Origin of the sequence: Micromonospora sp. NPDC047074 (assembly GCF_040643815.1) — a bacterium.
In the GTDB taxonomy this organism is placed as follows: domain Bacteria; phylum Actinomycetota; class Actinomycetes; order Mycobacteriales; family Micromonosporaceae; genus Micromonospora.
Genome location: NZ_JBEYVB010000029.1, coordinates 40,182 through 53,108, shown reverse-complemented (window position 1 = coordinate 53,108; position 12,927 = coordinate 40,182). Strand labels below are relative to the sequence as shown.

Genomic DNA, 12,927 nt, shown 5'->3' with positions numbered 1-12,927 from the left:
GGCATGACGACGACAGAGACCCGCACCCTCGCCGCGCCCGGCGTCGACCTGGTCTACGACGTGCGCCCTCCGGAGTCGGCCGGCGGGCACCGCACGTTGCTCATGATCGGCCAGCCGATGACGGCGGAGGGCTTCGGCGCGCTCGCCGCCCACTTCACCGACCGGACGGTCGTCACCTACGACCCGCGCGGCCTGGGCCGCAGCGTCCGCACCGACGGCAGGGCGGATCACACGCCGCAGCAGCAGGCGGCCGACCTGCACCTGTTGATCGAGGCGCTCGGCACCGGTCCGGTCGACGTGTTCGCCAGCAGCGGGGGCGCGGTGACCGGGCTCGAACTGGTCGCGGCCCGCCCCGGCGACGTCGGCACGCTGGTGGCGCACGAGCCGCCGATCAACGCCGTGCTCCCCGACGCCGCGGCGGCCGAGCGCGCCCAGGCCGCCGTCCACGAGGCCTACCTGGCGAGGGGCGCGGGCGCCGGCATGGCCGCCTTCATGGCGTTGGTCTCCTGGCAGGGCGAGTTCACCGACGCCTACTTCGCCCAGCCCGCGCCCGACCCGGCCGCGTTCGGCCTGCCGACCGACGACGACGGCTCCCGCGACGATCCGCTGCTGTCGAAGAACTCCTCGGCGATCACCGACTACCGCCCCGACCCGCAGGCGCTCACCGCGGCACCGACCCGGATCGTGATCGCGGTCGGCGAGGAGACGGCGGGGACGTACACGGCGCGCACCGCCGTCGCCACCGCGGCGCTGCTCGGCCAGGAGGCCGTGGTGTTCCCGAGCCACCACGGCGGCTTCATCGGCGGCGAGTTCGGTTACGTGGGCAAGCCCGCGGAGTTCGCGGTCAGGCTGCGCGAGGTGCTGGACGCCGGCTGACCCCGTGGCTGGTGTTCGCGCCCGGGGCACCTGCCTCGTGCCCTGGGATCGCCCGGCGCTCAGAGCGCCACGATTGCCGCCGTCTCGGCCGGCAACTCGACGCGGTCGCGGGTCACCGACACGCCCTCCCCCGTGGCCAGCAGCACCCGGCGCACCACCCCGGGCAGCGTGATCCGCTGTGGCTTGGCGGCCAGGTTCGCCGCCACCAGGCACTGGCCCCGGCGCATGACCAGGAACTGGTCACCGTGCCTGACGTCGACGGCGTGCAGCCTCGGGTCGGACAGGTCGGGGCGGCTCTTGCGCAGTGCGATGAGCCGCTTGTGGAACTCGTACATCTCGCGGTGTTCGGGTTTGTCCAGCTCGGCCCAGTCGAGCCGGGAGCGGACGAAGGTCTGCGGATCCTGCGGGTCGGGCACGTCGCCCTCCGGCCAGCCGTGGGCGGCGAACTCCCGCCTGCGGCCGGTGGCCACGGCCGTCGCCAGCTCCGGCTCGGGGTGGCTGGTGAAGAACTGCCACGGGGTGCTGGCCGCCCACTCCTCCCCCATGAACAGCATCGGCGTGAACGGCGCGGTGAACAACAGCGTCGCGCCCACCCGCAGCAGCCCCGGGGAGAGGGTGGCGGAGATCCGGTCACCGGTGGCCCGGTTGCCGATCTGGTCGTGGTTCTGCAGGTACGCCACGAACCGGTGGCCGGGCGTGCGCTGCCGGTCCACGGGTCGCCCGTGGTGCCGGTCACGGAAGCTGGACCAGGTGCCGGCGTGGAAGAACCCGCCGGTCAGCACGTCGGAGAGGCACTCCAGCGAGCCGAAGTCACCGTAGTAGCCCTGGCGCTCGCCGGTGAGCAGGGTGTGCAGGGCGTGGTGGGCGTCGTCGTTCCACTGGGCGTGCAGGCCGACACCGCCCGCCTCCCTCGGCGTGACCAACCGGGGATCGTTGAGGTCGGACTCGGCGATCAGCGACAGCGGCCGGCCGAGGTGGGTGGAGAGCGTCTCGACCTCGACCGCCAGCTCCTCCAGCAGCGGGGTGGCGCGCGAGTCGGGCATGGCGTGCACGGCGTCGAGCCGGAGCCCGTCGACGTGGTAGTCGCGCAGCCACATCAGCACGCTGTCGACGATGTAGCGGCGGACGCCGTCGGAGTGCGGGCCGTCGAGGTTGACGGTGCGGCCCCAGGGATTGCTCTGCTCGGTGAGGTACGGCGCGAACATCGGCGCGTAGGCCCCGGAGGGCCCGAAATGGTTGTAGACGACGTCGAGGATCACCCCCAGCCCTTTGGCGTGGGCGGCGTCGACCAGCCGTTTCAGGCCGTCCGGCCCGCCGTACGGTTGGTGCGGGGCATACCAGCAGACCCCGTCGTAGCCCCAGTTGTGCTCGCCGTTGAAGGCGTTGACCGGCAGCAGCTCGATCATGTCGACGCCGAGGTCGACCAGATGGTCGAGGCGGCCGATGGCGGCGTCGAAGGTGCCCTCGGGGGTGAACGTGCCGACGTGCAGCTCGTAGAGGACGCTGCCGGGCAGCTGCCGGCCGGTCCAGGCGTGGTCGGTCCACTCGAACGCCGCGTGGTCGTAGCGCCGGCTCGGCCCGTGCACCCCGGCCGGCTGCCAGGCCGACCGGGGGTCGGGCAGGGCTCGCTCGTCGTCGTCCAGCAGGAACGCGTAGTCGGTGCCCGGGCCGGCGGCGGGCACCTCGACCCGCCACCAGCCGCCGGGGCCGGAGCGCATCTCGTGGTCGGCGCCGCCCGACAGGCGCAGCCGGACGCGGGCGGCCTGCGGCGCCCACACCGTGAACTCGGTCATGACGCAGCCTCCACGGCCTCGGTGGTGGGAGCCAGCAACGCGACGGGATAGGTGGCCAGCAGGTCGGCCAGCGCGGTCTCTCCGCCACTGTAGACCCGGCCGGTGAACAGGTCGGTGACCTCGTGAACGGGAAGTGACAGGGTGGTGCCGGCCCAGCCGCCGGCACGGGCCAGGCCGAGCGGCAGCCGGGTCGCGACCGCGACCGCGCCGCCCCGGTCGAAGGCCACCGCGTGCCGCCCGGCGGGCCCGTGGGCCGGCACCGGGCGGTAGCCGGTGAACAGCTCCGGGCGGTCCCGGCGCAGCCGCAGGGTCCGCGACACCACGAGCAGCTTCGCCGCCCCGTCGGCGTCCACCGGCGGTAGCCAGCCCTGGTCGAGCCGGGCCAGCAGCTGCCGGCGTACGGCGAAGTCGACCGGGCGGCGGTTGTCCGGGTCGACCAGCGAGTTGTCCCACAGCTCGGTGCCCTGGTAGGTGTCCGGCACCCCGGGCATGGCGAGCTGCACCAGCTTCTGCGCCAGCGAGTTGGACCAGCCGGCGGGGGCGATCTCGGCGGCGAAGGCGGTCAGCGCGGCATGCAGCTCCGGATCGTCGTACATGGCGTCGACGACGGCGTGCATCGCCCGCTCGAAGGCCGGGTCGGGGTCGGCCCAGCTCGTCGACACGGACGCCTCCCGGGCAGCCTTCTCGGCGTACGCGTGCAACCGCTCGCGTTCGATCGGCCAGGCGCCGACGGCGGTCTGCCAGAGCAGGTGGGCGAAGGCCGGGTCGGGCAGCGGCGCTCGGGCCGTCCACCGGGTGACCAGGCCGGCCCAGCGTTCCGGCAGCTCGCTGAGCACGGCGAGGCGGGCCCGGACGTCCTCGGAGCGCTTGGTGTCGTGGGTGGACAACGTCGTCATGCCCGCCGGCCAGCGCGCGTGCCGGGCGGCGGCGAAGCGGTGGAACTCGGCCGGCGGCACGCCGAAGTGGGCGGGGCTGCCGCCGACCTCGTTCAGCGCGACGAAGCGGCTCCACCGGTAGAAGGCGGTGTCCTCCACCCCCTTGGCCATCACCGCGCCGGTGAGCTGCGGAAAGCGTCTCGCCAGCTCGTCGTCGGGGTCCCGCAGCCGGCGGGTGAGCGCGTCCAGCGTGCCGGTCAGGTCGGGCCGGCGGCGACCGGCCTCGGCCCGGGCGGCGGCCAGGTGCCGGGCGCCGTGCGGCGGGTAGCCCCGGTAGACCGCGAAGGCGGCGGCCAGCTCGGCCAGCGCCGCCCGGGCCGCGTCCCGGTCGACGTCGGGCGCGAGCGCGGCCAGCCGGGTCAGCTCGGCCGACAGCAGCCGGGTGGCGGCGGCGAGCTTCGTGTCGTGGCTGAGGTCCTGCCAGGAGGTGTGTCGCCCGACCAGCCGGGTGTCCAGGGCGGTGTAGTCGCCCTCCGCGTCGGGGTCGACGAAGATCCCGCAGACGGCGGCGAGGGCCTCGTAGCCGGTGGTGCCGTCCACCGGCCAGTCCGGCAGCTCCTCGCCGTACTCCAGGATCTTCTCCACCACCAGCCAGGCGGTGGGGGCGGCGGCGCGCAGCCGGGCCAGGTAGGCCGCCGGATCGCGCAGCCCGTCCGGGTGGTCGACGCGGATGCCGTCGACCTCGCCGGCCGCCGCCCACCGCAGGATCTGCTCGTGGGTGGCGGCGAAGACCTCCGGGTCCTCCACGCGCAGGCCCGCCAGGTCGGAGACGGCGAAGAACCGGCGGTACGTCAGCTCGGCGTCGCCGCGCCGCCAGGAGACCAGCTCGTAGTGCTGCCGGTCGTGCACCTCGCGCGGGCTGGCTCCGCCGACGTCGAGAGCGCTGCCGGTGCCGTCGGCGATCGGAAAACGGTGCTCGTGGTAGCGCAGCTCGCCGTCGGCGAGCTTGAGGTCGTCGAGGGCGTCCGGGGCGTCGGCCAGCACCGGCAGCAGCAGCCGGCCGCGGTTCCAGTCGATGTCGAACCAGCGCGCGTACGCCGAGTCCCGGCCCCGGCGCAGCACGTCCCACCAGGCCGGGTTGGCGGCGGGCACGGCCACCCCGGCGTGGTTGGGCACGATGTCCACGACCAGGCCGAGCCCGGCGGAGCGCAGCGCCCGCAGCAGCCGCTGCCGGGCCGCCTCGCCGCCCAGCTCCGGGTTGACGGCGCGGTGGTCGACCACGTCGTAGCCGTGCGCCGAACCGGGGGCGGCGGTGAGCAGGGGCGCGCTGTAGAGGTGGGTGACGCCCAGGTCGGTCAGGTAGTCGGCGAGGCCGGCGGTGGCGTCCAGGTCGAAGCCGGGGCGCACCTGCACGCGGTAGGTGGCGCCCACCCGGGGCGCGTCGGGTCGGGGGGCGGTCGACACGTCAGGCCTTCCTCTCCAGCACCACCACGCACCGGTCGGGCACGCGCAGGACGCCGCCCGCCTCGACGACCGTGGACTTCTCCGGTTCCGGTTCCGCCGTACTGATCACCAGCTCCCAGCGCTGGCCGAACTCGGGGCCGGGGACGGTGAAGTCCAGCGGCTCGTCGTGGGCGTTGAAGCAGAGCAGGAAGGAGGCGTCCACGTGGCGCTGGCCGTACTGGCCGCGTTCGCGGATGCCCTCGCCGTTGACGAAGAGCGCGACGGAGCGGCCGAAGTCGTTGCCCCAGTCCTCGCCGGTCATCTCCCGCCCGTCGGGGGTGTACCAGGCCAGGTCGGGCAGGGGCTCGTCGACCAGCCGGGAGCGCACCGGCAGGCCGGTGAAGAAACGCCGGCGGCGGAACACCTGGTGCCGGCGGCGGAAGTCGACAAGCTTGCGGGTGAACTCCAGCAGGTCGCTGTCGACGTCGTCCCAGTCGACCCAGGCCAGCTCGCTGTCCTGGCAGTAGGCGTTGTTGTTGCCGCGCTGGGTGCGGCCCAGCTCGTCGCCGTGGCCGATCATCGGCACGCCCTGGGAGAGCATCAGGGTGGCCAGGAAGTTGCGCCGCTGCCTCGCCCGCAGGGCGCGTACCGTCCCGTCGTCGGTCTCGCCCTCCACGCCGCAGTTCCAGGACCGGTTGTGGCTCTCGCCGTCCCGGTTCTCCTCGCCGTTGGCCTCGTTGTGCTTGTCGTTGTACGACACCAGGTCGCGCAGGGTGAAGCCGTCGTGGCAGGTGACGAAGTTGATGCTGTGGAACGGCCGGCGCCCGTCGTCCTGGTAGAGGTCGGCGGAGCCGGAGATGCGGGAGGCGAACTCGGCCAGGGTGGCCGGCTCGCCGCGCCAGAAGTCGCGCACGGTGTCGCGGTACTTGCCGTTCCACTCGGTCCACACGGGCGGGAAGTTGCCCACCTGGTAGCCGCCCGGCCCGACGTCCCACGGCTCGGCGATCAGCTTGACCTGGCTGACCACCGGATCCTGCTGCACCACCTCGAAGAACGTGGAGAGGCGGTCGACCTCGTAGAACTCCCGGGCGAGGGTGGCGGCGAGGTCGAAGCGGAACCCGTCGACGTGCATCTCGGTCACCCAGTAGCGCAGCGAATCCATGATCAGTTGCAGCGAGTGCGGGCTGCGTACGTTCAGGCTGTTGCCGGTGCCGGTGTAGTCGACGTGGTAGCGCCGGTCGTCCTCGCTGAGCCGGTAGTAGCTGGCGTTGTCGACGCCCTTGAAGCTCAGCGTCGGGCCGAGGTGGTTGCCCTCGGCGGTGTGGTTGTAGACCACGTCGAGGATGACCTCGATGCCGGCGGCGTGCAGCGCCCTGACCATGCCCCGGAACTCCTGCACCTGCTGGCCGACGTGGCCCAGCGCGGAGTAGCCGTGGTGCGGGGCGAAGAAGCCGATGGTGTTGTAGCCCCAGTAGTTGCGCAGCCCCAGGTCGGCCAGCCGGTGGTCGTGCACGAACTGGTGCACCGGCATCAGCTCGATGGCGGTCACCCCGAGCCTGGTCAGGTGCTCGATCATCGGCGGGGAGGCGATCCCGGCGTACGTGCCGCGTAGTTCCTCCGGGATGCCGGGGTGGCGCATCGTGAGGCCGCGGACGTGCGCCTCGTAGATGACCGAGTGGTGGTACGGGGTGCGGGGCGGGGCGTCGTTTCCCCAGTCGAAGTACGGGTTGACCACCACGGACTTCGGCATGAACGGCGCGGAGTCGGTCGTGTTCATCCGTTCCGGGTCGCCGTGCTCGTAGTCGTAGACGGCCGGGTCCCACCGCACGTCGCCGTCGACCGCCTTGGCGTACGGGTCGAGCAGCAGCTTGTGCGGGTTGCACCGCAGCCCGTTCGCGGGGTCGTACGGCCCGTGCACGCGGTAGCCGTACCGCTGCCCCGGCCCGATGCCGGGCAGGTACGCGTGCCAGACGTACGCGTCGACCTCGCGCAGCTCGACCCGCCGCTCCGCCCCGGTGTCCCACTCGTCGAAGAGGCACAGCTCGATCCGCTCGGCCGCCTCGGAGAAGATGGCGAAGTTGGTGCCCATCCCGTCGTAGGTGGCCCCCAGGGGGTACCGCTCACCCGGCCAGACCTGCATGTCGCTCCTTAGGCGCATGATCATGAGCGCGCACCGCACCATGAGCGCACCACACGGCGGGGGCCGGTGGCGCGCGTGCGGGTATTGCCCCGCCGGATCCGCCGCCAATCCACCCGATCGGCGGACGACCGCATCCACACCCGACCGGCCGGCCCGGCGCTGCCCGAACGTCGCCGAAGCCCACCGGGGCGGACCAAGTTGCGGTCACGATCTTGCATCCGCACTGGTCAGGGCGATGATCATCGGACAGACTCGCAGGATCCGGCTGGACGGGTCCGAGGGGTGATGCGGTGCGGGTGCTCCTGGTGGAAGACGACCTACGCGTGGCGGCCGCACTCTCCAAGGCCCTGCGCCGCCGGGGACACGAGGTGGTGCCGGCGCTGACGGCGGCCGAGGCGGTCCGGGCCGACGCGGTCGACCTGGTCCTGCTGGACCTCAACCTGCCGGACCGGGACGGGCTGGAGGTGTGCCGCCGGCTGCGTCAGGTCAACGAGGACGTCGCCATCATCGCGGTCAGCGCGCGCGCCGAGTGGTACGACCGGGTGGCCGGCCTGCGGGCCGGCGCCGACGACTACGTCGTCAAGCCGTTCTCGATGGCGGAGCTGGAGGCCCGCATCGAGGCGGTGATGCGCCGGACCACCCGCAGCGCCCGGGCCACGAGCCAGTTGCGGGTCGGCACGTTACGCATCGACGTGGACGCCCGGCGGGTCTGGGTGGGCCCCCGGGAGGTCAGCCTGGCCCGCAAGGAGTTCGACCTGCTGGTGGCGCTGGCCCGGCAACCCGGCGCGGTGGTGCCCCGGGACCGGTTGCAGTTGGACGTCTGGCAGACCACCTGGGCCAGCCGGCACAACCTCGACGTCCACGTGGCGGCCCTGCGGGGCAAGCTCGACGACGCCGGCCTGGTCGAGACGGTCCGCGGCGTCGGCTACCGGCTGCGTGCGGGGTGAGGACGGCCGGTGAGTCACCGGGACACCACGACCGCCGGCCGGTGCCCGGTGAACTGGTCGCGAACCTCAGGTGATCCTCAAGATTCCCTCGGCGCGGGCCAAGGGTGGGTCGACTGCGGGTGTGCTGGGCGTACCCAGCCATCCCTCAAGTTGGGAGTTCCCTTTTGAGATACAGACTGACAACGGCCGGCGTGTTCTCCGCCGTGCTCGCCGCCGCGATGGTGGCGACGGCGGTGCCCGCGCAGGCACAGGGGCAGCCGGTCGCGGCTCTGCAACAGGCGGAGCCGAACCAGGTGCAGGGCCTCACTGTCGTGCAGGGTGACGGGTACGCCACGCTGGCGTGGACCCGGGTGGAAGGAGCCACCGACTACCAGATCGAGCGGACCCCGCTCGCCGAGGACGGCACGCCGGGCACGCCGGTGATCGCCGGCCTCTGGCGGCCGAACCGCCAGGTCAACAACACCGAGCCGACCTTCGCCGACGCCGGCTTCGCCCCGGGCAACCGCTTCCAGTGGCGGGTCCGGGCGCGGTTCGGCACCGAGGCCCAGCCCTACTCGGCGGCGGTCAGCGGCAGCACCAGGGCCCACTGGGGCGACCCGGGCACCCCGGGTGAGAACCTGCGTACCCAGTGGGAGGAGACCCTCGGCGCCCAGTACACGAGCGACGTCAACGAGTACGCGTACACCGCCGCGGTCGACGAGGCCAGCGACCGGGTCCGGGTGGTGGAGATCGGCCGTACCATCCAGAACCGGCCGATCAACATGCTGGTCATCGGCTACCCCACCCCGCCGGCGACGCCGGAGGCGGTGGCCAAGACCAACCCGCTGATGGTCAACTGCAACGTGCACGGCAACGAGCCGGGCGACCGCGAGGCCTGCCTGATCATGGCTCGGCAGCTCGCCTTCACCAAGGACAGCAAGACCCTCGACCTGCTGTCGAAGACCACCATGCTGATCGTGCCGACGCTCAACGGCGACGGCCGGGCGGCCAGCAGCCGGGGCAACTCCACCGGCCAGGACCTGAACCGGGACCACTCGCTGATCCGCCAGCCGGAGACCCACGCGCTCGCCGCGATGGTCCGCGACTACCGGCCGATCGCCGGCTACGACGGCCACGAGTACGGCAACAGCGGCGCCGGTGACCTGCCGATGCTGCCGCCCCGGCACCAGAACGTGGCGCAGGGCATCTTCGACGAGTCGCAGAAGATGATCGAAGGCCACATGTACGGCCAGGGCGCCAAGGACGGCTGGTGGGCCTGCCCGTACGGCTGCACCTCCAACGCCAACGTGGGCCTGAGCGAGGAGACCATCCTGCGCAACACCCTCGGCCTGAAGAACGTGGTCAACTCCCTGCTGGAGCTGCGCAGCTCCGGCGGCCCGACCCGGCCGGACGAGGGCAACACCGCGAACAACCGCCGGCGCAAGACCTACTCCGCGCTGTGGACGTTCAACCAGTTCCTCACCTACCACGGCGCGAACGTCAACGAGATCACCAAGGCGCGCGCCGAGGCGATCAAGTTCCAGTCCGCCAACGACGGGCGGATCGTGTTCCGGGGCTCCCGGGAGATCGAGGCGTACCCCGCCCCGCACCCGGGTGAGGCCCCGCCGCCCGTGGACGCCCCCACCCCGGAGCGGATCCTCGAGCAGCCGCCGTGCGCGTACAAGCTGACCGAGGAGCAGTACCACGGTGAGCGCACCGACGGCCCGACCGGCCAGCGCACCACGGTGGCCCAGCGCATCGCCGCCCACGGCTGGCAGGTGATCAAGGTCGGCGACAGCTACCTGGTCCCGCTGTCCCAGCCGCAGCGGGGCCTGATCCCGCTGCTGCTGGACGGGCAGGCCGTCGAGGGCCTGGTCGACGGCGAGCGGATCGCCCCCACCCTGACCGGCACCCACAACGGCCCGCTGGTCGTCTCCGGCGTCGCCTGCCTGGACGGGGCCACCGTCCGGGGCCCGATCCAGGTGCGCCCCGGTGCCGCGCTGATCGTCAACGGCAGCTCGATCAACGGTCCGGTCGACGCCACCGGCGCCGCCGGGTTCGTGCTGACCGACAGCAAGGTCAACGGGCCGGTGCGCACCGCCGGCAGCCAGGGCCCGGTCGTCCTGGTCGGCAACACGCTGACCGGCCCGGTCGGGGTGGTCGGCAGCGCGGGCACAGCCCCGCTGGTGGCCGGCAACACCATCAACGGTCCGCTGGACTGCACCGGCAACTCCTCGGCGCCGGTGAACCTGGAGGTCGCCAACTCCGTCAGTGGTCCGAAGTTCAGCCAGTGCGCCGCACTGTGACCGGCTGAAACCCCCGAGGTGCCGGCAGGTCGGCCGCCCGCCGACCTGCCGGCACCTGCCGTACCGGTTCTGGAGTGGAGAAGACCGTGTCCGACATCCCCACCCCGGGGTCGCGCCCCGGCCCCCTGTCCCGGGCCGCCCGTCGTCGGCGGGCGGCGACCGGGGCGGCGCTGGCCCTCCTGGTCGCGGTGACCGGGTGCACCGGCTCGCCGGAGGAGAAGCCCGCCGCGACGGACCGGGCCGCCGGCGGCACGCCGGTGACGCTCACCGGACCGCTGTGCGACGCGCTGCCGTCGGGCACCGAGCCGGGCAACCCGGGCTCGCTGGTGGGCCAGCCCCCCGGCCAGGCCCTCACCTGGATCCCCGTGCTCACCACGTTCGAGGCGGCTGTCCGGGCCACCGGAATGGCCGAGGAGCTGTCCGCCCCCGGCGGGCTGACCATCCTCGCCCCGACCGACGATGCCTTCCGGGCCAAGTTCTCCACCGCCAACATGGACAACCTGCTGCTCAAGGACACCGACACGCTGCGGAAGCTGCTGCGGGAGCACCTGGTCGCCGGGGCGCACCCCGTCGGTGACCTGGTGGCCGCCGGCACCCTCACCACCCTCGCCGGCACCACGCTCGCCGTCACCGGGGCCGGGCCGGGTGCCAGGCTGGCCGACCGGGCCGAGACGGTCTGCGCCGACTACCGCGCGGCCGACACCCGGATCCACGTGATCAACAAGGTGCTCGGCAACCTGCCGGACACGGCCCACGAGGAGGACCACCACCACTGAGTGGCCCGACGACGCCGGCCGCCGACCCGTCTGCACGGGGTCGGCGGCCGGCGTCGTCCACCCCCGCGCGATCTTGCACTTCCTGCCCCCGCAAACCCGACATACTTCCCATGGTGGGGGCGCAAAGTGCAAGATCGCGAGCTGGGGGTGAGCACGCCGCTGCACCTTCTCCCCCGCCCGCCCCGGGCGTACGCCGTTCCGGCCGACGGGACACCACCTGGGTCCTCGGGTGTCCTCTGTCACCCATGCCCCGTTTCGGGATGCGGGATCCGCCCGGATGGCTTTTCCTTGTCAGGGGCGCGCGCACGCGCGCCGCCACTCGGCCGTTCGGCCACCCCCATCCTCTCCGCCGCCACCGTTGCCGGCGCGTTCCACCATGCATGGACGGAGTTTGATGTGACCACCCTGCGGGCCGGCGAGCAGACCGCCACCGCCCCGGGCCGGGTCCACCGGCCCACCCTCACCTCCAGGCCCCAGGTCCCGGCACAGGCCGGATCGGGCACGCCCCCGCAGACCCGCCGCATCCTCATGTTGTCCTGGGAGTACCCGCCGGTCCTGGTCGGTGGGCTCGGCCGGCACGTGCACGCCCTGTCGGTGGCCCTGGCCGCCGCCGGGCACGAGGTCACCGTCGTCACCCGGCACGCCGACGGCGCACCCCTGGAGGAGTACGCCGACGGCGTCCGGATCGTCCGGGCCGCCGAGGACCCGGTCACCTTCCCGCTGGCCACCTCGTCCCTGCTGGCCTGGACCATGGCGTTCAACCACACCCTCACCCGGGCCGCGCTGCGCGCCACCGAGGCCGGTTCCTACGACGTCGTCCACGCCCACGACTGGCTCGTCGCGCACACCGCGATGACCCTGCGCGAGCACCTGGACATCCCGCTGGTCAGCACCATCCACGCCACCGAGGCCGGCCGGCACCAGGGCTGGCTGCCGGAGGAGATGAACCGCACCATCCACGGCGTCGAGCACTGGCTGGCCGGCGAGTCGGGCCGGGTGATCGTCTGCTCCGGGTACATGCGCGACGAGGTGACCGGGCTGTTCGGCGTACCGGCCGGCCGGGTCGACGTGGTGCCCAACGGCGTGGAGCCGCACCGCTGGCGGGCCCCGGTGGCCGCGGTGGCCAAGGCGCGGGCCCGGTTCGCCGGGGACGGACCGCTGGTCACCTTCGCCGGCCGGCTGGTCTACGAGAAGGGCGTGCAGCACCTGATCGCCGGGCTGCCCCGGCTGCGCGAGCGGCACCCCGGGCTGCGGGCGGTCATCGTCGGCGACGGGCCGTACCGCGGCGAGCTGGAGGCCGAGGTGCACCGCCTGGGCCTGGGCGACACGGTCAGCCTCCCCGGTTTCCTGGGCGGCACCGAGTTGCCCGCCGTGATGGCCGCCTCGGACTGCTTCGCCGTGCCGAGCATCTACGAGCCGTTCGGCATGGTGGCCCTGGAGGGCGCCGCCGCCGGCGCGCCGCTGGCCGTCGCCGCGACCGGCGGGCTCGCCGAGATCGTCGAGCCGGGGGTGACGGGGATGACCTTCCGGCCGCACGACCCGGACGGGCTGACCGACGCCGTGCACGCGCTGCTGTCGGACCGGGACCGGGCCCGCGACCTCGCCCGCCGGGCCCGCGCCATGGTCCACGACCGGTACGGCTGGTCGGCCATCGCGCAGCGTACGGCCAACGCCTACGCGGCGGCGATCGCCACCGCCGGAGCGTTCGCCGCCGAGCGGGTGACCCGGGGTCGCGCCGTACCGGCCGTCGCCGAGGGCAACCTGCTGGCCGCCGCCGGCCTCCGCTGAGGGG

Annotated in this window: 8 protein-coding genes; 5 read left to right on the top strand and 3 right to left on the bottom strand. The window is 73.3% G+C overall.

Translation table 11 applies throughout. The features are described from left to right. Positions 1-3 precede the first annotated feature (3 nt). Positions 4-876, top strand: coding sequence for an alpha/beta hydrolase (locus ABZ809_RS25655; RefSeq protein WP_357565148.1), 873 nt, complete (start codon positions 4-6; stop codon positions 874-876). 59 nt (positions 877-935) lie between these two features. Here ABZ809_RS25655 and treZ read toward each other — a convergent pair whose 3' ends face one another. From treZ to glgX, 3 genes are read right to left on the bottom strand one after another with little or no spacing between them, the layout of a single operon-like run. After that, on the bottom strand, positions 936-2,669 hold the full coding sequence (treZ, locus tag ABZ809_RS25650; protein ID WP_357565147.1) for a malto-oligosyltrehalose trehalohydrolase: 1,734 nt from the start codon (positions 2,667-2,669) through the stop codon (positions 936-938). Next, positions 2,666-5,008: a malto-oligosyltrehalose synthase gene (gene treY / locus ABZ809_RS25645; protein ID WP_357565146.1), complete on the bottom strand. Its 2,343-nt coding sequence runs from the start codon at positions 5,006-5,008 to the stop codon at positions 2,666-2,668. The genes treZ and treY overlap by 4 nt, the downstream gene beginning before the upstream one ends. A 1-nt stretch (position 5,009) precedes the next feature. Then, positions 5,010-7,127 (bottom strand): glycogen debranching protein GlgX, encoded by a 2,118-nt coding sequence (gene glgX, locus ABZ809_RS25640; protein ID WP_357565145.1) that lies wholly within the window; start codon positions 7,125-7,127, stop codon positions 5,010-5,012. A gap of 290 nt (positions 7,128-7,417) precedes the next feature. Between glgX and ABZ809_RS25635 the strand changes: the two genes are divergently transcribed. From ABZ809_RS25635 to ABZ809_RS25620, 4 genes are all read left to right on the top strand, one after another. Continuing rightward, positions 7,418-8,074: a response regulator transcription factor gene (locus ABZ809_RS25635; protein WP_357565144.1), complete on the top strand. Its 657-nt coding sequence runs from the start codon at positions 7,418-7,420 to the stop codon at positions 8,072-8,074. Between the two features lie 164 nt (positions 8,075-8,238). Next, positions 8,239-10,359, top strand: coding sequence for a M14 family metallocarboxypeptidase (locus tag ABZ809_RS25630; protein ID WP_357565143.1), 2,121 nt, complete (start codon positions 8,239-8,241; stop codon positions 10,357-10,359). Positions 10,360-10,433: 74 nt separating this feature from the next. Further along, a complete protein-coding gene (locus ABZ809_RS25625) occupies positions 10,434-11,135 on the top strand; it encodes a fasciclin domain-containing protein (protein WP_357565142.1) in 702 nt (233 codons plus the stop codon). 396 nt (positions 11,136-11,531) lie between these two features. Next, on the top strand, positions 11,532-12,923 hold the full coding sequence (locus ABZ809_RS25620) for a glycosyltransferase family 4 protein (RefSeq protein ID WP_357565141.1): 1,392 nt from the start codon (positions 11,532-11,534) through the stop codon (positions 12,921-12,923). Positions 12,924-12,927 lie beyond the last annotated feature (4 nt).